At 71.4% G+C, this 20,280-nt stretch carries 16 protein-coding genes; 7 read left to right on the forward strand and 9 right to left on the reverse strand.

What is annotated here, in order from left to right:
* Window positions 1-4: 4 nt before the first annotated feature.
* Window positions 5-784 carry a response regulator gene (locus ACT3UL_RS13935; protein ID WP_444578849.1) on the reverse strand — a complete coding sequence of 260 codons (780 nt, stop codon included), beginning with the start codon at window positions 782-784 and terminating at the stop codon, window positions 5-7.
* Entirely contained in the window at window positions 769-2,052 is a 1,284-nt protein-coding gene (locus ACT3UL_RS13940; RefSeq protein WP_444578850.1) for a sensor histidine kinase, read from the reverse strand. Before ACT3UL_RS13940 ends, ACT3UL_RS13935 begins: the two co-directional genes overlap by 16 nt.
* Before the next feature lie 164 nt (window positions 2,053-2,216).
* Here ACT3UL_RS13940 and ACT3UL_RS13945 point away from each other — a divergent pair, with 164 nt between their 5' ends.
* Entirely contained in the window at window positions 2,217-3,236 is a 1,020-nt protein-coding gene (locus ACT3UL_RS13945; protein ID WP_444578851.1) for a lysostaphin resistance A-like protein, read from the forward strand.
* Here the strand turns inward: ACT3UL_RS13945 and ACT3UL_RS13950 are convergent.
* The 3 genes from ACT3UL_RS13950 to ACT3UL_RS13960 all read right to left on the reverse strand — a co-directional run bounded on the left by ACT3UL_RS13950 (window position 3,125) and on the right by ACT3UL_RS13960 (window position 6,146).
* On the reverse strand, window positions 3,125-3,946 hold the full coding sequence (locus ACT3UL_RS13950; protein ID WP_444578852.1) for an NADPH-dependent F420 reductase: 822 nt from the start codon (window positions 3,944-3,946) through the stop codon (window positions 3,125-3,127). The two genes, ACT3UL_RS13945 and ACT3UL_RS13950, sit on opposite strands and share 112 nt — an antisense overlap.
* A 106-nt stretch (window positions 3,947-4,052) precedes the next feature.
* Window positions 4,053-4,475, reverse strand: a complete 423-nt coding sequence (locus tag ACT3UL_RS13955; RefSeq protein WP_444578853.1) for a VOC family protein — start codon at window positions 4,473-4,475, stop codon at window positions 4,053-4,055.
* Between the two features lie 132 nt (window positions 4,476-4,607).
* Complete coding sequence (locus tag ACT3UL_RS13960; RefSeq protein ID WP_444578854.1) at window positions 4,608-6,146, reverse strand: sulfatase-like hydrolase/transferase; 1,539 nt, start codon at window positions 6,144-6,146, stop codon at window positions 4,608-4,610.
* Between the two features lie 168 nt (window positions 6,147-6,314).
* Between ACT3UL_RS13960 and ACT3UL_RS13965 the strand changes: the two genes are divergently transcribed.
* From ACT3UL_RS13965 to ACT3UL_RS13975, 3 genes are all read left to right on the forward strand, one after another.
* Window positions 6,315-7,259 (forward strand): class II glutamine amidotransferase, encoded by a 945-nt coding sequence (locus ACT3UL_RS13965; protein WP_444578855.1) that lies wholly within the window; start codon window positions 6,315-6,317, stop codon window positions 7,257-7,259.
* A complete protein-coding gene (locus tag ACT3UL_RS13970) occupies window positions 7,256-8,350 on the forward strand; it encodes a CAAX protease (RefSeq protein WP_444578856.1) in 1,095 nt (364 codons plus the stop codon). Before ACT3UL_RS13965 ends, ACT3UL_RS13970 begins: the two co-directional genes overlap by 4 nt.
* 124 nt (window positions 8,351-8,474) lie before the next feature.
* On the forward strand, window positions 8,475-9,491 hold the full coding sequence (locus tag ACT3UL_RS13975) for a glycoside hydrolase family 43 protein (protein WP_444578857.1): 1,017 nt from the start codon (window positions 8,475-8,477) through the stop codon (window positions 9,489-9,491).
* A gap of 90 nt (window positions 9,492-9,581) precedes the next feature.
* Here ACT3UL_RS13975 and ACT3UL_RS13980 read toward each other — a convergent pair whose 3' ends face one another.
* Genes ACT3UL_RS13980 through ACT3UL_RS13990 form a run of 3 tightly spaced genes read right to left on the reverse strand, consistent with a single transcriptional unit; the run spans window position 9,582 to window position 12,765 of the window.
* The gene (locus tag ACT3UL_RS13980) at window positions 9,582-10,847 is read right to left on the reverse strand and encodes an ABC transporter permease (protein ID WP_444578858.1); all 1,266 of its coding nucleotides are present in this window, start codon (window positions 10,845-10,847) and stop codon (window positions 9,582-9,584) included.
* Window positions 10,844-11,665 carry an ABC transporter ATP-binding protein gene (locus ACT3UL_RS13985; protein WP_444578859.1) on the reverse strand — a complete coding sequence of 274 codons (822 nt, stop codon included), beginning with the start codon at window positions 11,663-11,665 and terminating at the stop codon, window positions 10,844-10,846. The genes ACT3UL_RS13980 and ACT3UL_RS13985 overlap by 4 nt, the downstream gene beginning before the upstream one ends.
* The gene (locus ACT3UL_RS13990) at window positions 11,662-12,765 is read right to left on the reverse strand and encodes an efflux RND transporter periplasmic adaptor subunit (RefSeq protein WP_444578860.1); all 1,104 of its coding nucleotides are present in this window, start codon (window positions 12,763-12,765) and stop codon (window positions 11,662-11,664) included. The genes ACT3UL_RS13985 and ACT3UL_RS13990 overlap by 4 nt, the downstream gene beginning before the upstream one ends.
* 223 nt (window positions 12,766-12,988) lie before the next feature.
* Between ACT3UL_RS13990 and ACT3UL_RS13995 the strand changes: the two genes are divergently transcribed.
* On the forward strand, window positions 12,989-14,032 hold the full coding sequence (locus ACT3UL_RS13995) for a serine hydrolase (RefSeq protein WP_444578861.1): 1,044 nt from the start codon (window positions 12,989-12,991) through the stop codon (window positions 14,030-14,032).
* Window positions 14,033-14,148: 116 nt separating this feature from the next.
* The gene (locus ACT3UL_RS14000) at window positions 14,149-15,471 is read left to right on the forward strand and encodes a hemolysin family protein (protein WP_444578862.1); all 1,323 of its coding nucleotides are present in this window, start codon (window positions 14,149-14,151) and stop codon (window positions 15,469-15,471) included.
* 103 nt (window positions 15,472-15,574) lie between these two features.
* Here the strand turns inward: ACT3UL_RS14000 and ACT3UL_RS14005 are convergent, their stop codons facing one another.
* Window positions 15,575-19,411: an endo-alpha-N-acetylgalactosaminidase family protein gene (locus ACT3UL_RS14005; protein ID WP_444578863.1), complete on the reverse strand. Its 3,837-nt coding sequence runs from the start codon at window positions 19,409-19,411 to the stop codon at window positions 15,575-15,577.
* A 399-nt stretch (window positions 19,412-19,810) separates the two neighbouring features.
* On the opposite strand from ACT3UL_RS14005, the gene ACT3UL_RS14010 reads away from it, so the two are divergent.
* A complete protein-coding gene (locus ACT3UL_RS14010) occupies window positions 19,811-20,272 on the forward strand; it encodes a glutaredoxin family protein (RefSeq protein ID WP_444578864.1) in 462 nt (153 codons plus the stop codon).
* Window positions 20,273-20,280 lie beyond the last annotated feature (8 nt).

Below are 20,280 nucleotides of genomic sequence, written 5' to 3' on the forward strand. Positions count from 1 at the left end.
GTGCTCAGCCGCCCAGCTCGAGCACCCGGATCGCGAGCTGCACGCGGTTCGTGACCTGCAGCTTGTGATAGAGCCTGCCCAGGTGGGTCTTCACCGTCGCGACGGACATGAACAGCGCCTCGCCGACCTCGGGGTTCGCGAGTCCCTGCGCGACGAGCCTGCCCACCTCCCATTCGCGGTCGGTGATCCCTGACGGGGCCGGGGATGATGCCGGTGCCTCGGCGTCGGCCTCCGCGGCGGACCCCTGTCCTTCCGGCCTCTTCCCTCCGGTTCCCACAGCGCCCGCGGGAGTCTGCGTGCCGTCGGACGCGAGGCGCACCAGGCGGGTGAGCACGTCGGGTGAGAAGCGCGGACGGTCACCGGCCGCATCGAGCACCGCCTGCACGACCTCCTGGGGAGGGGAGTCCTTGAGCAGGAACGACACCGCGCCGGCCCGCAGCGCCTCCAGCAGGAACTCGTCGGTGTCGAAGGCGGTGAGCATGATGACGCGTGCGTCGGATCCCGCCTCGCGCAGCGACCGCAGCGCCTCGAGCCCGGTCATGCGGGGCATGCGGATGTCCATCAGCACCACGTCCGGGTCCAGGGCGCCGATCTGCTCGAGCGCCGCGCTCCCGTCGGCCGCCTCCCCGATCACCTCGATGCCGTGGGTGCCGTGGATCATCAGGCGCAGACCGGCGCGCATCAGCGCCTCGTCGTCCACCAGCAGCACCCGGACCGGGGCCGTCACAGACCTCTCGGATCCTGCGGATCCCTCTGATTCCGTCTCGTTCACCATGGCATCCATGCTTCCACCTCGAAGGAGTCCTCGTGCACGCGATGTTCCGCGTCGCCGCCCAGCAGGCGGGCCCGTTCCTGCACCCCGAGCAGCCCGTGCCCGGTGGAGGTCGACGCGTGCAGTGCGCTCGCCGGCAGCGGATTGGAGGCGTGGAGGTGCACGGTGTGGTCGGCCCGCGAGAGCGTGATCGCCAGGGGCGCGCCGGGAGCATGCTTGGCGGCGTTGGTCGTGATCTCGGTGAGGATCCGGGCGAGCGTCACCACGGTGCTGCGATCGGCACCCTCGAGATCCTCCGGGGCGAGCCCGACCCAGGAAAGCTCCACGTCCTGGCCCTCCTTGCGACACCGCTCCACGATGTCGGTGAGGGTGGGGACGGTGGCCAGTGGAGTGTCGCCGCCGGTGGTGCGCAGAGTCATCAGCACGATGCGCAGCTCGCGGTTGGCCTGTTGGGCGGCATCGCGCACCGTGCCCGCGCTGCGACGCAGCTCGGCGACCGGGAGGTCGTCGCGGTAGGACATCGCGCCGGCGTGCATGGCGATCGTGGCCAGATGGTGGGAGATGCTGTCGTGCATGTCGCGGGCCAGGGCGGAGCGCTCCTCGGCGCGCACCCGGGCGTCGTCCGCGTCGCGCTCGCGCACCAGAGCAGCAGCTTCGCGCTCGGCGGCGTCGCGCGCCAGCTGCGCGGCCTCCCGTTCCCTGTCCGCGGAGGCGGCGTGCTCCCGCAGGGACGCCAGGAGCTCGGTGCGGGTGCCGACCACATGGCCCAGCAGCAGGGGGACCAGGGCGAGGACCACGATGATGCCCATGGTGGTGAGCTCCAGCATGCCCGGGTCGGTCCCCCGGATCCGGGTATCGAGGACCATCGTCGCCAGCGACATCCCGGAGACCAGCAGCACTGCCACGACGTCGAGCACCAGGCGGCGCCGGACCCCCAGTCGGTACATGCCGATCGCCGCGGCCACCCACGCCCATCCGCTGATCCCGGCCGCGGTGGCAACCAGCAGATGCGCTGCGCTGTGCCACCGACCGGGAGGCACGAACCGCAAGGGACCGATCGCGAGCGTGGCGACCACACCCACCAGGGCGTCGACCCCGTACATCCCCAGCAGACCCTCGGGAGGGTTGTCGGAGAACTCCTCGAGCAGCATGCCGAAGTTGATGAGGAAGAACAGGAAGCCCAGCGCCGTGCACACCAGGGACTGGGCGACCGCGATCGCCCACTGGCGCACGCTGCGCACGGACGGCGCGGCGGGAGCAGGAGGCGCGGTGACGGTCATGGCACCAGCGTAGAGATCGATCTGCGGCCGACGGATCGGCCATGCGGCCGATGACCCTCGTCGCGCCATCAGCCGAGCGGCAGGTCCGGGCGGGGGACCCGAGCGGCGCAGACGAGGACGCACGGCGGATGCCCACACCCGAGCCGGGACGAGAGGATCGGGGCATGACGCAGCACGAACCCCTTCCCCGCACCACGCCGTCCCAGCCTTACCATCGCATCGCCCGCGCGATCCCGCACCGCGGCTACTGGTGGCGCCCGCTGGTCACGACCGCCGTGGCAGCATTCGTGTGGATCGCCATGAACCTCCAGGTCATGGTGCCGCTGATGATCCTCGGGGAGCTCTGGCCGGCGGCCTCCACGAGCCCCTCCCTGATGGATCCGTTGAACCCGGCCGACCAGGTGCTGGGGCTGGGCATGCTCGCGCTGCTGGTCCCCGCGGTGCTGGTGGGATCGCTGGCCGGCTACGGCCGGGCAGGCATCGTGCTGTCGGTGATGGGGCGATTCCGCTGGGGCCTGCTGGGGCGGGCGGCGCTCGTCGTCGTCCCCGTGTACGTGCTGCTGAACATGGTGCTGAACCTGATCTTGGAGCGCGAGGCGATCGTGATCCCGCATCTCGGGCCGGCCGTGATCCTGGCGTGGCTCGTGGCCCTTCTCCTCGCCCCGCTGCAGTGCGCGGGCGAGGAGGTCGCCTTCCGGGCGCTGCCGATGCAGGTCCTCGGCACCTGGCTGCGCTGGCCGCTCCTCGGGATCCTGGTGCCCGTGCCGCTGTTCGTGCTGGGCCACGGCTACAACTGGGTGGGGCAGATCGACATCGCCCTCTTCGCGATCGTGATGGGCCTGCTGGCCTGGAAGACCGGCGGTCTCGAGATCCCGATCCTGCTGCACACCGCCAACAACTGGACCCTCTTCGCGATCTCTCCGCTGATCCCGGGCTTCACCGAACAGGGAGAGGTGGGCTTCCTGGGCCTTGCCCTCGCCCTGGTGCCGATGCTGCTGCTGAGCGCCGGGATCTGGTGGTGGTACTCGAAGCGCGCGGGCCTGGAGCTGTGGGAGCCGCAGCGGGGTCGGGGTCAGACCCTCTCGTCGGCCAGCGCGTCGTCGACCTCGTCGGCCAGCCCGTCGGCGCCCGTGGCAGTGTCCGCGCCGAGCGCCGAGAGCACCTCGCGGCCCCTGTCGGTCTGAGGGAAGCGGTCCACGATCGCCCGCAGCGAGGCGGCGTCTATCCCCGCGCCGAAGGCCTCCGTGAAGGGCTGCAGGCGCACTCCCTCCGCCAGCGAGCCGATCACCACCGGGTCGAAGCCGAGCTCGTCCACCAGCTCGGCGACGATTCCCGCGGCCGGAGCCGGTCCGGCGATCGCGATGGCCGCCCGAGGAGCCGGGGCCTCGTGGCTGTCGGGTCCGTGGTTGTCGAGCCCGTGGGCGTCATTCTCGCGGGCGTCGTGCTCGCCAGCCACACGGCGGGCGAGGTCCTCGAGGTCGTGGTACCCCATGTGGTTGAAGGCCTTCACGACGCGCGCCCCGGGCAGCTGCGCCTGGACGAACTCGCTGGTCGACGCCCCCGCGTGGGAGAACTGCTCGAGGTGCCCGTCGGTCTCCCACCAGTAGTTCATGGCGTCCACGACGATCTTCCCGGCGAGGGCGTCGGCCGGGATCGAGGCGTGCTTGCCCAGGGGCAGCGCGAGGATCGCGAGGTCGGCACGCTCGGCGGCCTCCTGGTTGGTCACGGCCTGTGCCCCGGGGGCCAGGATCTGGGTGATCAGCTCGATCTTCTCGGGATCGCCGGAACCGGAGATCAGCACGTCGTGCCCGGCGGCGAGGGCGAGGCGGGCCAGCACGGTGCCGACCTTGCCGGCGCCGAGGATCCCGAGGGTGCGATGGAGGGAAGAGCTCATGACAGGGGCAACGCGGCAGGCGGGCGCGGTCTTCCCGGACGTGACCGGTTCCGCGCCCGCCGTGCGTGCCACCGCCCCTCCGCGGAGGGGCGGCGCTGCGGGCGCCTCAGCCCTGCGTGCCGGGCACGTCGATCTGCCAGAGCACGCCGAAGCGGTCCTTGAGCTGCCCGTAGTGATCGCCCCACGGAGCCTGCGCGAAGGGCATCTCGATGCTCGCCCCGGTCGAGGTGAGCCTCTCGATGAGGGCTTCTGCATCGGCCACCGACCCCGGCATCACCATCAGGGAGTAGGCCGATCCGTCCAGCGGCTGCATGTCCTCCCCGATGTCGTCGCCCCCGGCGAGGGTGAGCAGGCCGCCGTCCAGCTGGGCGTGGGCGACGGACTCCGGCGGGGGAGTGAACGGCATGCCCTCCATGGGGTTGTCGCCGTAGGTGTTGAGCTCGAGGGTGCCCCCGAAGACCTCCGCGTAGTAGGGCATGGCCTCGGCGGCATTGCCGGGGAACGAGATGTAGGGCGTGGAACGGGGCATGGTTCCTCCTCAGGGGCGGGACCGCGTCGCGATCCCTCGTGCTGCTGATCGTGCCACCGGTGGCCGACGGACGAAACGGGCCGGAGGGGATGGCTCGGGCGCCCTGACGCGGTGGGTCCCGACGGGTGGTCCTCAGACCCAGCGCCAGTTGTGCGGCCGGGTGCGCGGCGTGTAGGCGCCCACGGGGAGGTCATCGGCCGCTCGCATCATCCATCGCACCAGCTCGCGGCGGAGCTCCGCCCGGAGCTGCTGGTGGTCGGCGTCGGCCGCGAGATCGTGGGTCTCCAGCGGATCGGCCAGGAGATCGTGCAGGGTGTCGTGGCCGCGGTCGTCGACCACGAGCTTGTGGTGGCCGCGCACGAGCATGCGCATCTCCCCGCCCAGGGTCACCGAGTTCAGCTCGTCGAAGCTCGCCCCCTCGTAGGAGAAGTGGAGAGGAGGCCGATCCGTCTCCTCGTAGGACACACCCCCGTAGCCGAGCTCGCCGAGGATCGACCCGAACTCCTCGGCGGGGGCAGGAAGGCCCTGCAGCAACGGGTCGAGGGAGCGTCCCTGGACCCCGGGCGGGATCTCCCCGGTCAGGCGCTCGGCGAGGGTGGGCAGCACGTCGATGATCGAGACCAGCTCGTGGCGCTCCTGCGCGGAGATGCCGGGTCCGCTGAACCCCAGGGGGATGCGCATCAGTGCATCGGGCATGGCGGCACCTTTGCGCTGTAGCCCGTACTCCCCGGTGAAGTCTCCGTGATCGGCGAGCACCACGAAGATCGTGGGCCGGGCGGAGGACTCGATGGCGTCCAGCAGCCGTCCGATCTGATCATCGATCAGCCGCAGCATCCCGAGGTAGTTCGCACGATAGCGCCGCCAGGACCGATCGAAGCCGGGCCGCTTCTCCTCGATCAGCCGATGCAGCCACCGGAAGCGCCAGTCCATGCCGTCCAGCACACTCGCGTCGGTCTCCCGCTCGGGCACCTCGTCCTCGAACATGCTGAAGTACGGCTCGGGCACCTGGTAGGGGTTGTGCGGCTCGGGGAAGGAGACCCAGAGGAAGCGGGGACGGTCCGTCGGAGCCTGCTCGAGGGCGTGCAGGGCGCCGTCGACGATGCGAGCGGGGAACTGGTCCGCGACCTCGAACGGCGTGGGCTCCTCCGCCACGCCGTGGTCCAGGGCGCGCAGCCAGGCCTCGAAGCCGGCGGGGTCGCCGGTGGCGGGCCGGGCGGGGCCGCTGTCGTGGAAGAACGGCCCGGTGTAGCTGTCGAAGTCCTCTGCTCCCGGATGCATGTGCGGCTTCCCGCTGAAATGGAGCGAGTACCCCGCCCCGCGCAGCACGTCCAGCAGGTCCGCCCCGTACAGCGCATGCCCGGCGGTGCTGTTCTGCCGCACCCGGTGGGCGGTCGGGAAGCGACCGGTGAGCAGGCTCGTGCGGGCCGGGACGCAGACCGGGGAGGTGGTGTAGGCCCGGTCGAACCTCGTACCCGCGGCGAGCAGCGCATCGGTGCGCGACATCGTGTCCGGACCGCCCTGGGCCGCCGTGCAGCCCACTCGCTGCTGATCGGTCATGAGCACGACGACGTCAGGGGCGGGGACCGTCGGCTCTCCGGGCCCCAGGGGCCCGTTGGAGGGCGTCGGTCGCGGCCGGGGCGGCGGTGTGAGGGGGCCGGGGGAACTGCTCATGCGCGGAGTCCTCGTCGTCGAAGGAGGCGATGGGTTCGTGGTCCGACGGTACCGCGCCCCCCGGACACCCGCGCGGTCCCGCGGGACCAGGACCGGACCGTGCCGGGTGGTGCGATCGTGGTTCCCCTCACTGCGCCCCCAGCCAGGGAGTTCTACAGTGGAGATGCCATGTGCCGACTCTTCGCTCTTCATTCCGACCGCCCCGTCACCGCCGATCTCTGGTTGCTCGATGCGCCCTACTCCCTGCTCAGCCAGTCGCGGTTCAACGCCGACGGCACGGGCCTGGGGTGGATCGACGAGGACGGCGAGCCGCGGATCCGCAAGCGCCCCGTCGCCGCCTACGAGTCCGAGGCGTTCACCGACTTCGCGACCACGCTGTGCTCCCGGGCGATGCTCGCGCACCTGCGCCTCTCCTCCGGCTCCGGGCACTGCGACGAGAACACCCACCCGTTCCTGCAGGACGGCATCATCAGCGCCCACAACGGGGTCCTGGAGGTCACCGAGGAGATGCGGCGGCGGGTCGCCGAGCTCGGCGCCGCCCACCACGTCCTCGGCTCCACCGACAGCGAGTGGATGGCCGCGCTGATCACCGGCGAGGTGGCCGCCCACGGTGGCGACCTGCGCGCCGGCGTGACCGCCGCGCTGAGCTGGATCGCCGCCCACGTCCCCGTGTACTCCGTGAACGTCCTGGTCATGAAGGGGGAGGAGCTCGTCGCGGTGCGTCTGCCGGCCACCAACGAGCTGTGGATCCTCGAGCGTCCCGCCACTGCGGAGACGCAGAGCGACCGCATCGAGCAGTCCTCGGACTCCCTGGCCGTGCGCGCACGCAGCGAGGATGCCCGCGGCGCGAACTCCGTCGTCCTCGCGAGCGAGCCCCTGGACGACGACCCCGCCTGGCGCCTCCTGGACTCCGGCGAGCTCGTGCATCTCACGGCCGACGGCACGCTGACCAGCGAGCATCCCTTCGGACCGCTCGCCCAGGCGCTCAGCATCGAGGACCTCGGCCTGTCGGCCGCGGCCTCCCAGGCGCATGCCGCGCAGGCCCGCGCCCAGGAGGATCGTCGTCGGCAGATCACCGAGAGCGGCGCGGACAGCGCGGAGCACGCCGCATGAACGGTGCCGCCTCCGCCGACGCCAGGCCTTCCGAGCCCGGCGCACGACTCACGCCCTATCACCGCCTGGCGACGCTGCGCCCGGCCTGGTCCGCCTGGAGCAGACCGCTGCTGACCGTCGTCGCCGCCCTCATTGCCTACGTCGTGCTGGCCTCTGTGCTGCTGGTGCTCACGATCCTCGTGCTCGCGCTCGCCCCCGGTGTGAACGTCGCGATCGGCGTCACCAGCGGTGATCCGACCAGCCCGCTGGACGTGGGCATCGCCCTCGCGATGGGCGCGCTGTGGTGGCCCGCCGGAGTGATCGGCGTGCGGATCGGCGGCTGGCGTCCGCTCGGTCCCACGTGGTCCGTCGCCGCCCGGCCGCGGCGCGAACGCCTGCGCTCCACGATCCTCCTCGCCGTGCTCGGCGCCCTGGTGGTGGTCGCCGTCGCGGCGCTCGCCGGTGGCCTGATGGGCGCCGGATCCGACGGTGCGCCGGCAGCAGGTGGAACCTCCGCGGCCGACGGGGGAGCGCCGATCCTCCAGCTGCTCCTGGTGGTGCTGCTCGTGCTGATCCTGGTCCCGCTGCAGGCCGTCGGGCTCGAGCTGGCGCTGCGAGGCCTCGTGCTCCAGGCCGTCGGCACGTGGCTGCGCAGCCCCGTGATCGCCGTTCTCGTGGTCGCCGCGCTTGCCGTCATCGGCCGCGAGGCCACCGCCGCCGTGATGCTCCCCGCCCTGGCTGCAGCGCTCGCCGCCGCGGTGCTCGCCTGGAAGACGGGCGGCCTCGAGCTCCCGATCCTGTTCACCGCCACCACGACGGGTGCTGCGCTGATCGTCTCCGCGCTGGCCGCGGGGAGCGGCGCCGGAGCCGGCGTGGGGGCGCTCGGCGCGGCAGTCGCCGCTCCCGGCACCTCCGCCGCCGCGCTCGCGAGCACGGAGGCCGGACCGGTCCACGCCGACGCCGCCCTGGCCGGCGGCGCCGCCGCAGCGATCGCCCTGCTCGTCGTCACGGCCGTGATCGTCGTGGTGGTCAGTCGACGCGACGGCCTGCGCCTGCTCGAGCCCGTCGGCCGCGCCGCCGACGCGCCCGTGCCGGATCCCGTGCTGATCTGACACGAACCTGCCGTCCGTTCGGACCGAATCGTCCGCGAAACCTGGACACCTCGGGAATTCTCACGTAGGAATACTGGTGGTCGGGCACCGCCGCACGGCCGCCATCCCACAAAGGACGACGACGATGACGCCCCTCGCCCGCTTCTCCCGCCGCACCCTCCTGGCCACAGGAACCCTCACGGCGACCGCAGTCGGGGCAGGCCTCCCCGCCGCCAGCGCCGCGGCCGGATACACCAACCCCGTGATCGCCACCAACCAGCCCGACCCCGGCATCCTGCGCGTGGACCAGGGGTATTACCTGTACTCGACGGCAGGCGCCGCCGGGAACATGCCGGTGCTGAGGTCCCCGGACCTCGTGACCTGGCGCCGGGTGGGCGACGGCCAGCCCGTGATCGCCTCGTGGGCGAACAGCGGCAGGCACTGGGCCCCGGAGGTCATCGAGGTGGACGGCAGATACCACGCCTACTACACCGCCTGGGAGCGGGCCACGGACCGGCAGGCGATCGGGGTCGCCGTCGCGCTCCAGCCCGAGGGGCCCTTCCTCGACTCGGCGGCCGCCCCGCTGCTGTCCACCCCCGAGGAGGGCGGCTGCATCGACGCCTCGCCGTTCCGCGACGAGGACGGCTCGCTGTGGCTGCTGTGGAAGAACGACGGCAACGCCGCCGATCAGGATTCGTTCCTGTTCGCCCAGCGTCTCGCGGACGACGGACACTCCCTCGAGGGTGAGCGCAGCCGCATCCTCGAACGAGATCAGGCCTGGGAGATCTACACGATCGAGGGGCCCGCGATCATCACGCACGAGGGCCGGTACTACCTCTTCTACTCCGCCGGCGAGTACTGGAACGAGACCTACGGGGTGGGCGTGGCGGTCGCCGACGCGATCGACGGGCCGTGGACGAAGCTCTCCGACCAGCCCGTCCTCTCCGCCAACGACGTGGCCGCCGGGCCGGGGCACGGCATGCCGGTGAGCACCTCGGACGGCATCTGGTACGTCTACCACGCCTGGCATCCCGACCACATCGGCCAGGACCCCGGCCGCCAGATCTGGATCTCGAAGGTGCGCTTCGAGGGCGCAGAGGTGAGCATCGACGGTCCCTCGATCAGCAACCCGCTGCGGCCCAGGACCGTCTACCGGCCCTGAGCCGGCGGATGCCCGGGACGCGCTGCTGCGTCGTCGGGCCGGCGCGCCGGGGACGGACCTTCCCGACCAGGCGGGCCCTCACGCCCACGCTCAGCTCCGGATCGCGTCGATCACCTTGATGCGGGTGGCGATGATCGCGGGCAGGGCGCCGGCGAGAACGCCCACGGCGGTCGCGGCGAGCAGGCCCACCACCACGGCGTCCACCGGGAACGGCGGGAGGTCCACCAAGCCCTGGTCGCGGAAGAAATCCGTCACGAAGGACGACTTGACCAGGGCGACCGCTGCTCCCACGCCGACGGCTCCGGCCAGCACGGTGGCGACCACCGACTCCATGAGCACCCCGAAGAACACGCGGCCCCCGGTAGCGCCGTAGGAACGGCGGATCCCGATCTCCCGCACCCGGTACCGCACCGTGACCAGGGAGATGTTCACCAGTCCCATCGCGCCGAGCAGCAGGATCACCACGGCCACGCCCGCTACCGCATACCCGAAGACCTTGAAGACGGACATCTCCTCCATGGCGAACGAGGTCGGGTACACGTCGAAACTGCCCGCACCACTGCCCGACAGGGCGCTGGAGAGCTGGCTTCGCACGGCGTCGGCCTGCTCGGGCGGTACCCAGACGAGGTACTCGGACGCGGTCGGAGTGTTCTTGTCATAGCCGGGCACCGCGGCCAGGCCGTCGGTGGCGATGTACGCCTGCGGGCCATAGTCGGTCGAGGCGTCCGGGGGGAGCACGCCGATGATGATCGCCTGCCCCGACTCCTGCGCACCCGTGGGTCCGTACAGGGTGACGGGCTCGGTGCCCAGCTCCGGTCTGCCGAGGGTCTCGTACAGGGGCTGGTTCACCACCAGCGCCGGTGCCAGGCGGTGCTGGTCGGAGTCGGAGATCCACCGGCCCTGCTCGACCTGCATCCGGTACATCGTGGCGTAGGAGGGGTCCACGCCGTTGAGCGCAGAGGTCTGCACTCCTTGCGTGGTCTGCATCCGCACGTCCGCGTAGGCGCGGCGGGTGCGATGCTCGATGCCGAGTCGATCGATCTGCGAGAACACGAGCTCATCGAGCTCCGCGCCGGTGAGCTGGTCCTGGTCGCCGGAGGGCGCGGCCACCTCGTTGCCGAACTCGTCCAGGGTGATCCCCATGTCACCCATCGAGCTGATCGCCAGCACGGTGTCCCGTCCGCTGCTCTTCTCCGAGGACTGCAGCAGGGAGCTGCCGAGCATCCCGCCGGCCCCCATGACCGCGGTCAGGGCGAATACGGAGAAGGCCACACCGATCAACGACAGCAGGATGCGGCCCTTGTTCACGCGCAGCTCGCCATAGGCCTCGACGATCGAGGCGAGGAACCCGGTCATGCCTGGACCTCCTGGCGAGAAGCGCCCGGAGCGGACGGAGATCCTGAAGCGGTGGAAGCGGCGACCGCCTCGCGCCCGGCGCGGAGGCCGACGGTCGCCGAGAGCGCATCCTGCGCCCCGGTGCTGCCGACGTCGTTCAGCACTCCCTCGTCCAGCAGGTAGGAGCGCCGCGAGAGGGCGGCGACCTGCAGGTCGTGGGTGATGGTCACGAGGGCGGCGTCGGATTCCCGGGCGATCTCGTCCAGCAGTGCCATGACGGCCTCGCCGGTGGTGACGTCGAGGGCGCCGGTGGGCTCGTCGGCGAGGATCAGCCGTGGCCTGCGCACCAGGGCGCGGGCCACGGCGACGCGCTGCTGCTCGCCGCCGGAGAGACGGCTGGGCTGCTGCTGCGCGCGGTCGGCCAGACCCACCCGGTCGAGCATCTCCATCGCGAGCCGTTCGCGCCGCCAGAACTGGCCGGCGCTGCCGTACATCAGCGGCATCATCACGTTCTCCAGGGCGGTGCGGCGCTCCAGCAGGTTGAACTGCTGGAACACGAAGCCGATGGAGGCGCCGCGCAGGCGGGCCCGTCGGCGGTCGCCGAGGCGGGACACGTCGGCCCCGTCGAACAGCAGCTCGCCGCTGGTCTGGCGGTCGATCAGGCCCAGCAGGTTCAGCAGGGTGGACTTGCCCGATCCGGAGCGGCCGACGACGGCGACGTGGTCACCGGCCTGCACGGTGAGGTCGATGCCGCGCAGGATGTGGAGGTCCTCCCGGCTGGGCAGGCGCACCGAGCGGCGCAGCTCGCGCAGCTCGAGCAGGGGAGGTGGTGTGCTCACCACATCTCACCGCCGCCCATGTCGGCCTCGGGGTTGTCCACGCCGGGCACGAACTGGAGGATCTCCTGGCCCTCCTCGAGACCCTCGGTGATCTCGACGATCCCGTCGCCGCGCAGGCCGAGCGCGACCTCCACGGGGGCCGGCTCCCCGGTGACCTCGTCGAGCACGTACACGGTGCCGTTTTCGCCCGTGCCCTCGGCCGCGGTGGTGGGAACGCTGAGCACGCCGCTCGCGGAGCCGAGCTTCACGGTCACCTCGACGCTCAGGCCCGGGACGATCCGGGTGCCGTCGGGGACGGGGCACTCCAGCTGGGCGGCAGAGACGCTCGAGGTGTTCTCCTCGCCGGTCATCGGGTCGATCTGGGGGGCTTCGGGCTTCTCGACCTCGGTGTCCTCGGTGATGCCGGGGGCCTTGCAGTGCACCGGATCGGTGGAGGTGGGGAGGATCGCGGAGGCGTCGATGTCCACGTCGAGCAGGGAGAGCTGCTGCTCGGGGGTCAGCTCGGCGACGATCGAGTAGGTCCCGGGCGAGATCGTGGCGACGACGTCGCCGGTGGCGACGGACTCCCATTCAGCGAGGGTGAGGCCGGTGATCTTCCCGGGGGCGTTGGCGTACAGGGTGAGGTACCTGTACTGCTGCTCGGTCTGCACCGGCTGCGGTGCCGGCTGCTCGACGGGCTCCGCGTCGGCGCCCTCTCCGCTCGGGTCCTCGCCGTCGGCCGTTCCCTCGGCGGGCATCTCGGCCGGAATGTCGACCGGCGCAGGCTCCTCGGGGACGCGCACCTGCAGGATGCGCTGACCCTTCTCGACGGTGTCGCCCTCGCGGGCCCAGATCTTGTTGATCTCGCCCTCATCGGTGGCCTTCAGCTCGGTGCCCTCATCGGGCTGCACCGTGGCGGGGAGCGTCAGCGCCGAGGCGATGTCGGACGTCTCGACGGGCACCACCGCATACTGGTCGAACTCGGCGGTGGGGACGTCGGGATCCTCGTCGGCCCCGGAGGCATCGGCGGGGAAGAACGCCATGCGGGCGAGGGACAGGGCGATGACCGCGAGGATCAGCATCCAGATCAGGGGGAAGACGTAGCGACGGAGGGCGGCCATGGTCGCCTTTCGTTCTGGTCGGCGACGGCGCCGAGAGGAGGTCCGGGGAAGGTGAGCTGCCAGCGGCGCCGACGACTTCTCCTATTGTTGCCTGATTTCACGGTGCACGTATCCGACTCAGGGATGATTCTGCCGCCTGATTTCGGGTCCCGGCCTGCGGAACCTGGGCTGCGGATCCTGGACTGCCGGTGACGGCGAGTCCGGCGCGCCATAGGGTCGTCGCATGAGCCCCGCCGATGCCGCCAGCCCAGAGACCACGCCTGCCGCGACCACGCCTGCACAGACCACGCCTGCCGCGACCACGTCTGCACAGACCGCTCCCGCAGCACCCGCCGGGCAGCCGGTGAACCCCGCGGGGATCGGCGACGAGATGCTGCTGCTCCCGCTGCGCCAGCGCATCCTCGAGCGGGACCTCGGCGTGCGGGCGATCCACGTGCACCGCGCCGGCCGTGAGGACGTCTCCCACCGCTTCATGGACGACACGGTCGAGAACATCTACTCCTGCTCGAAGACGGTCACCGCGCTCGCCGTGGGCATCGCCGCCGGTGAGGGGCTCCTCGACGTCGAGGATCGTGTGGTGGACCACCTCCCCGCTCCGGCGGGCGGCTATGGCCGCGGCATGGACCAGGTGCGTCTCCGGCATCTGCTGACGATGACCTCCGGCTCCCCGATCCTCGGGTTCCTCGACGAGCAGCGCGATCACGAGGACCTCGCCGCACTGTTCCTCGGCACCGACCTGATCGCGACGCCGGGGGAGCGCTGGGAGTACTCCAACGGCTCGATCTTCCTGCTCTCCCGCGTGATCAGCGAGCGCACGGGGCAGAGCATGCGCGACTGGCTGATGTCGCGGCTGTTCGAGCCGCTGGGCCTGCCCAACCCGCAGTGGCACACCACCCGTGATGGGCACAGCTGGGGCGCGACCGGCCTGCACCTCAAGAGCTGGCAGCTGGCGCGTATCGGCCGACTGCTGCTGCAGCGCGGCGAGCACGAGGGTGCCCAGCTCGTTCCGGCCGCCTGGATCGACGCGATGCATGCCGACGGCGCCTGGGTCGCCACCGGGGACGCCGAGCCCGAGAGCGTCCACTACGGCTACGGGATCTGGCAGTCCACGCCCGACGGTGCCTGGCGGGCCGACGGCGCCTACGGTCAGCTGATCCTCGTGCTCCCCCAGCAGGACGCGGTCATCACGATCACCTCGCATCTGGAGGGCCGGGGCGCCGCGGAGATCATGCGCGCCGTCTGGCAGGACCTGCTGCCCCTGCTCTGAGCTGCCGGTCGGGCCGCCGGGAGCCGCCGGCCATCTGCTGTGCGCCGCTTCATCGAAGCGGCGACGTCGCGACGCGGTCCCCGTCCCAGCACAGGCGCTACCGGTAGTTTTGCCCTATGGATCCTTCCGTTCTGCTGAACGTCGCCCTCGTGCTGCTCTTCGTGCTCATCGGAGGCGTGTTCGCGGGCACCGAGATGGCGATCGTCAACCTGCGGGAATCGCAGATCAAGCAGCTCGAGGAGGAGGGTCCGCGCGGCGAGCGTACCGCGACGCTGGTGCGCGATCCGAACCAGTTCCTGTCGGCGGTGCAGATCGGCGTGACGGTCGCGGGTTTCTTCTCGTCCGCCTACGGCGCGTCCACGATCGCCCCCTCCCTGGCCCCGGTCCTCGTGGGCATGGGGCTGTCGGAGTCGCCGGCGAGCACCGCGGCCCTGATCGGGATGACCCTGGTGATCGCCTACCTCTCGCTGGTGCTGGGTGAGCTCGCGCCCAAGCGGCTGGCCATGCAGAACGCGATGGGTGTGGCCAAGGTCGTGGGCCCGCCGCTGAGCCTGTTCGGCAAGGCCATGCGCCCCGTGATCTGGCTGCTGTCCACCTCGACCAACGTGGTGGTGCGCCTGCTGGGCGGTGACCCGCACGCGAACCGCGAGTCCGTCTCCGCCGAGGAGATCCGTTCGATGGTGCGCAGCTCCGAGGCGCTCGACCATGCGGAATCCCGCGTGCTGGCCGATGTCTTCGACGCCTCCGAGCGCACGGTCGTGGAGGTCATGCGGCCCCGGCACCAGGTGCACTTCCTCGAGGGCACCGACACCGTGGCCGAGGTGCGCGCCGAGATCCGCGACACCGGCTACTCCCGCTATCCCGTCACCGGCGAGGACGTCGACGACATCCTCGGCTTCGTCCACGTGCGAGACCTGCTGCTGGTCGATGACCTCACGACCACCCGGATGGCGGATCTCGTGCGTCCCATCGAGCACATCCCCGGAACCGTCGAGGTGCTCCAGGCGTTGAACCGGATGCGTGCCCACGCCGACCAGATCGCCGTGGTGGCCGACGAGTACGGCGGCACCGACGGCATCGTCACCCTCGAGGACCTGCTGGAGGAGCTGGTCGGCGAGATCTACGACGAGTTCGACCTCGAGTCGTGGCCGGAACCCGGCGGTCTCGACCGGATCGTCGAGGGCGACGGCACGCTCGACGGCGGGCTGATCCTGCAGGAGTTCGAGGCGGCGACCGAGATCGAACTGCCGGATACGGGCGGCTACGAGACCGTCGGCGGATTCATCATGGCGAGCCTGGGCAGGATCCCCGTGGCCGGGGACGTGGTGCACGTCGACGGCGGCCGCCTCGACGTGGTGGAGGTCGACGAGCGCCGCGTGCAGCGGGTGCGCCTGGTGCGCGACGCCCCGCCGACGGAGGCACCTGCCGAGACGGCCTGATCGACCGGGGCGCCCACTGCCGTGCTGGCGGTGGGCGCCCCGTCCCGGTCCCGTTCAGGACCCTCTCCGGCCGAGGGCCGACGGCGGGATCCCGGCCCGCTCGTCACTCCGCCGGTGCCTCCTCCACCTCGGTGCACTCGGGAGCGGCAGTCGCCCCGTCGGCCTCGCCGAGGCCCTCGACGCGGAGGTTGTCGAGCACGAGATCGTTCTGCGGGCCGCTGCCCGTGTTCTCGATCCCGATCCAGGTCGCATCGCACGCCCCGGCCGTGAACTCGTGCTTGAAGCGGGCGTCGGTCCCACGTGCCTCGGGGATCGCCTCCCGGTCGAGCACGGTGGTGCCCGGCTCCTCCCCGTCGGCCGCGAGCGAGTCGCCGCCCACGATCAGGCTGTACGAGCCGTCGAAGCCGGTCTGGTGATCGAAGGAGACCCGGTAGCGGTGCCCGGCCTCCAGCGGCAGTGATCCCGTGGTGGTGCGCAGGATCAGGCCCTCGTTCTCCTCGTGGGCCATGAGCGACCAGTCGCCGTCGAGCACGTTGTCCAGGAGCTTGCCGCCCTCGACCACGTCCCCGTCGGTGTTCGGGCCGTACCAGCCGGCCTGCGAGTACGGGGCGTGCAGCTCGGCGAGCTGGGTGCGGGCGTCGCCGCCCAGCTCGGCGGAGCCGGTCACGAACGGCCAGTAACCGGTGTCCACGTGCTCGAAGTCCTCGAACAGCACGGTCTGCTCCGTGGCGTCCGGATCCTCCGGGGCCACGAAGGGCACCACACGGGCATCGTCCACCCGCACCGGGGTCTCGCCGTCTCCGGCGGTGACCGCCAGCGTCACGGGGGAGCCATCGGTGGTGAAGGTGACGCGCACGCGCTGGAAGTACTGCTCGTGCTTGTCGTCGGACGCCGTGGCGTTGACCGCCATCGAGGAGTCGACGACGGTGGTCGCCATCCCGTCCGCGCCGGCCTGGTGGGCGGTGGGGACGACCCCGTCACCGGTGGCCGAGACGGTCACGTCGCGGGTGTCCGTGGGATCGATCTGCACCGACGCCCAGGCGCTGTAGGTCCCGGCGGGCAGGTCCCTGGTGGGATCGGCCGGGTCGTGGAGCTGCTGCGAGATGCCCGCCGCGCCCGCGCCGACGACGGCCTGGAGGTTGCGGTTGCCGTCGGTCTCGATCTCGACCGCGCCCTCGGGCGACCAGGCGCCGAGGCGACCGGAGAAGAACCCGGGATCGGTGACCGGGCTGCCCTCGCCCCACTGCGGATCGGCCTTCTCGGGCATGTCCGAGGTCGGGTAGAGCACGTAGGCCGTGCCCGCCTCCGCCTCGAGGGTGACCTGCCCCTTCCGGACCGGCACGGTGATGCGGCCGCCGCGGCCGGTGTCCGTGAGCGGGTACATGACCAGGGAGCCCTGGTCGGCCCACTCGGGCGTCAGGGTCCAGGTGGTCCTCCCGCCCTCGGGGCTGTAGTGGTAGAGCCGGTCCCCGGTCCCGCCGGTGCCCGTCGCCGCGGCGGGCTCGGAGGAGCCGCCGTCGGCGACCGCGGCGTCTGCCCCGTCGGACCAGGGCAGCAGGTACGCGCCGTCCTCGTAGACGGTCGCGCCGCCGTGGGTGATGGTGCGATCGGTGGGGATCTCGGTGCCGCCGACGGAGTCGACGTCCGACGTGGCGACGGTGCCGTTGCCGAGCACCACCTCGCCGTCGCCCCACTGCATGATCGGCGCCTGCTGCATGTACTTGGTGGGCAGGTTCCGCTGCCACACCGTGTCGAAGAAGGCGTTCGCGTCGTGGTGCCCGGTCCAGCCCTCGAACTCCTGCACGTTCGCGTTGGACAGCAGCGGGTCCGGGTTCCAGATGTCCTTCTCGTCGTTGTCCAGGAAGCGGATCACCTGGGAGTTGATGCCCTTGTTGGTGGAGCCGCCGTAGTTCTCGTCGTTCGCCCAGTGCGACCAGGTCGAGGCGCGCGGCATCTTGTCGGCCCACTCGGTGGAGACCGACCAGCCCTGCGCCTGCAGCTCCTGCGCGAGGCGCTGCCCCTCCCAGCCGTTGGGGTAGTAGACGTCCATGTACAGGAAGGACAGGTTCTCGGGCGCCTCGTCGCGGAGGTCCTGGAAACGGTCCAGCACGTTCCCGATGCCGAGGTCCTTCGGGCCGTCGATCGCATAGGACTGGTTCATCCAGCCCCAGCCCTTCTTGAGCGGCTGCTGGAGCAGGTCGTCGGAGAAGGCGTAGGCCTCGGAGTAGGACTCGGTGGCGTTGACGTGCACGCCGAAGGTCGCGTTCCAGTCCTCGCCCGCCGCGGCCAGGGTCTCGAGATCCCCGAGGCCGCCGGCGCGCTCGTTGTAGTGGCCGGCGTAGTCGGGATGGGCGGAGTCGTGGCCCTCGGCCTGGTAGCCCTTGAGCATGACCGACTGGCCCAGGCCGTCGGTGGCGAGGGAGACCCGTTTGGTGTCGTCCAGCGTGCGCAGGAACGGGTGCGTGGCCTGGGAGACGATGTTGAACGGGATCCGTTTGATGACCTCGTTCTTCACGGCGTCCCCGCCCACGATCTCCTCCTGCACGCCGCGGGCGGCGATCGCGGCGTCCTGCCAGTCCAGCGCGCCGTCCTCGTTCGCGTCGGCCGTGATCGCCACGCGCACGAACGGGTCCGCGTCGGCGCCGAGGCCGAGATCCGCGGTGGAGCCGCGCACCACGAAGGTGCCCGGCGAGACGGTGCCGTAGGAGGCGCCGTCGCCCTGGGCGAGCGCGACGATGTAGCGGGAGTTGTCGGTCTGCACGCGGCCCGCGGTCGCGCCGCCTGCCGTGTTGTCCTCGACCGCGTTGGTCTCGAACCCGGCCGCGAGCTGGTCGCCCGCGATCAGCGCCACGTGCGAGGGGTCCTCGAGCGCGGTGCCCTCGTCGAGGGAGGCGAGATCGTAGACGTGGTCGCCGCTGCGGTCGCGGTCCGCGGAGAGATCCGCGCCCACCACCTGGGCGCCGGCTTCGGTGCCGTTGGCGGGGGCGAGGTCCAGGCGCGGGATGGAGAGGCGGTGGATCGCGCCGGCGGGATCCTCGAAGTTCGTGAGCGTCCAGGTCATGGTGCTGCCCTCGACGGAGATCACCGCGTCGAAGCTCGTGCCCTCGAGCGCGGGGACCGTGAGGTGGTAGGTGGCGCTGAGGCCGTCCTCGGAGACCTCGGGAGCGGTGACCTCGACGTCATAGGAGACGTCGTCGATCACCACGGAGGTGGGGGCTTCGCCGTAGCGGCCTGCGAGGCTGCCCTCGCCGAGCGTGTAGTCCACGACCTGCGGGAAGTCGGGGTGCAGGCGCACCGCCAGGTCCGCGTCCGCGATCTCTACGGTGCCCTCGGGCGGGTCCACGACGATCGGATCCGGATCGGCCTCCTCCCCGATCACGTCGACGTTCAGCTCGGCGAGCGAGGCGACCTTCTCCGGCGGGGACGTCTCGGGGTCCGATGCCTTGCCGCCCCAGGAGCTGAGCCACACCACCTTCACGCAGCTCGCCTCGACGGGCGAGTCCAGGGTGACCGTGCGCTCCGTGGCGGCGTCGGTCAGGGAACCGTCGAAACCGCCCTCGGCGACCTGGGTGTAGGCGGTGTCCGCGCAGTCGGGATCGGTCGAGGTGTAGATCTCGTAGTCGCCGATGCGGCCGGATCCGTGGGAGTCCTGGCGGGGCTGCAGGCGCACGCGCGCCACCTCGACCGGTGATTCGGAGACCTGCACCGAGAGGTGGTGGGGGAGGTCGTCGACCCCGTCGCTCCAGGCGGTGTGCCACATGGTCGACGGATCTCCGTCCAGCACGTTCGCGGTGGGCGATCCCTCCTCGGCGGAGTCCGCGTCCATCACGCTCATCGCGCTCTGCGGGAGGGCCACATAGGTGGGGTCCGCGCTCGCCGGGGCGGCGAGGGAGAACGGGGCGAGCAGCGTGACGGCGGCGCCGAGGACGAGCGTTCGCACGGGCCGACGGGGACCGCTCGGGTGCGCGGTCCGACGGGAGGGGGAGGGCAGAGAAGGGGAGGAAGAGGAGTAGGGGCGATCCTGCTGGGGACCGGGGGAGGGGGACGATCGGCGCGTCATCGGAGCCTTTCGAGGCGGTGCGGGCGAGGGCCGGACTGCTTCGACGACTCCGGGAGGTGAGCGACTCTGAGCGTTTCCGGGTGCTTCCAGTCACCACTATGCATGCTGCATCGCGCCCGCGGGCCGCTTCGCGCACCTTGAGATAAACGTTTTGCATCGGAGGTCGGCACCGCGCTGTCCGGACGGCCTGTCCGACGGTGCTCGAGGGCCGGTCCGGCAGCGGCCGGGACACCGCAGGGCAGCCCGCCTGGCCCGGCAGGCCCGGCGTATCGTGAACCCATGGACCGGCGCACACTCAGCAGCCTCGCAGTGGGATCGCTCGGCGTCGTCGTGGTCGCCGTGATGCTCGGGGTCGAGGACCTGCGGACGGGAGTGCTGACCGGGGTGGCCGGGATGGCCGCCGTCCTCGCCCTGACCTTCTGGTCCGGTCGGCGCGGTCGCCACACGCCGTGGCCCCGGGCGGCGGATCTCCTCGCGTCCGGCCAGGCGGTGGTGCTGTGGAAGCCGGGGTGCGTCTACTGCGAGCGTCTGCTGCTGCAGATCCGCTCAGACCCTCGCGTGACCTGGGTGAACGTATGGCGGGACGAGAGCGCGAACGCCCGGGTGCGGGCCGTGAACGGCGGCGACGAGCTCACGCCCACCGTGCTGCTCGGCGAGGACGTGCTGCGCAATCCCTCCGCTCGCGAGCTGCGCGCAGCCCTGAATGCGGCCGCGATCGTGGAGCGCCCCGGGCGGCGGTGACAAGGCTC

Source organism: Brachybacterium sp. 107 (genome assembly GCF_052379725.1).
Classification (GTDB): Bacteria; Actinomycetota; Actinomycetes; order Actinomycetales; family Dermabacteraceae; genus Brachybacterium.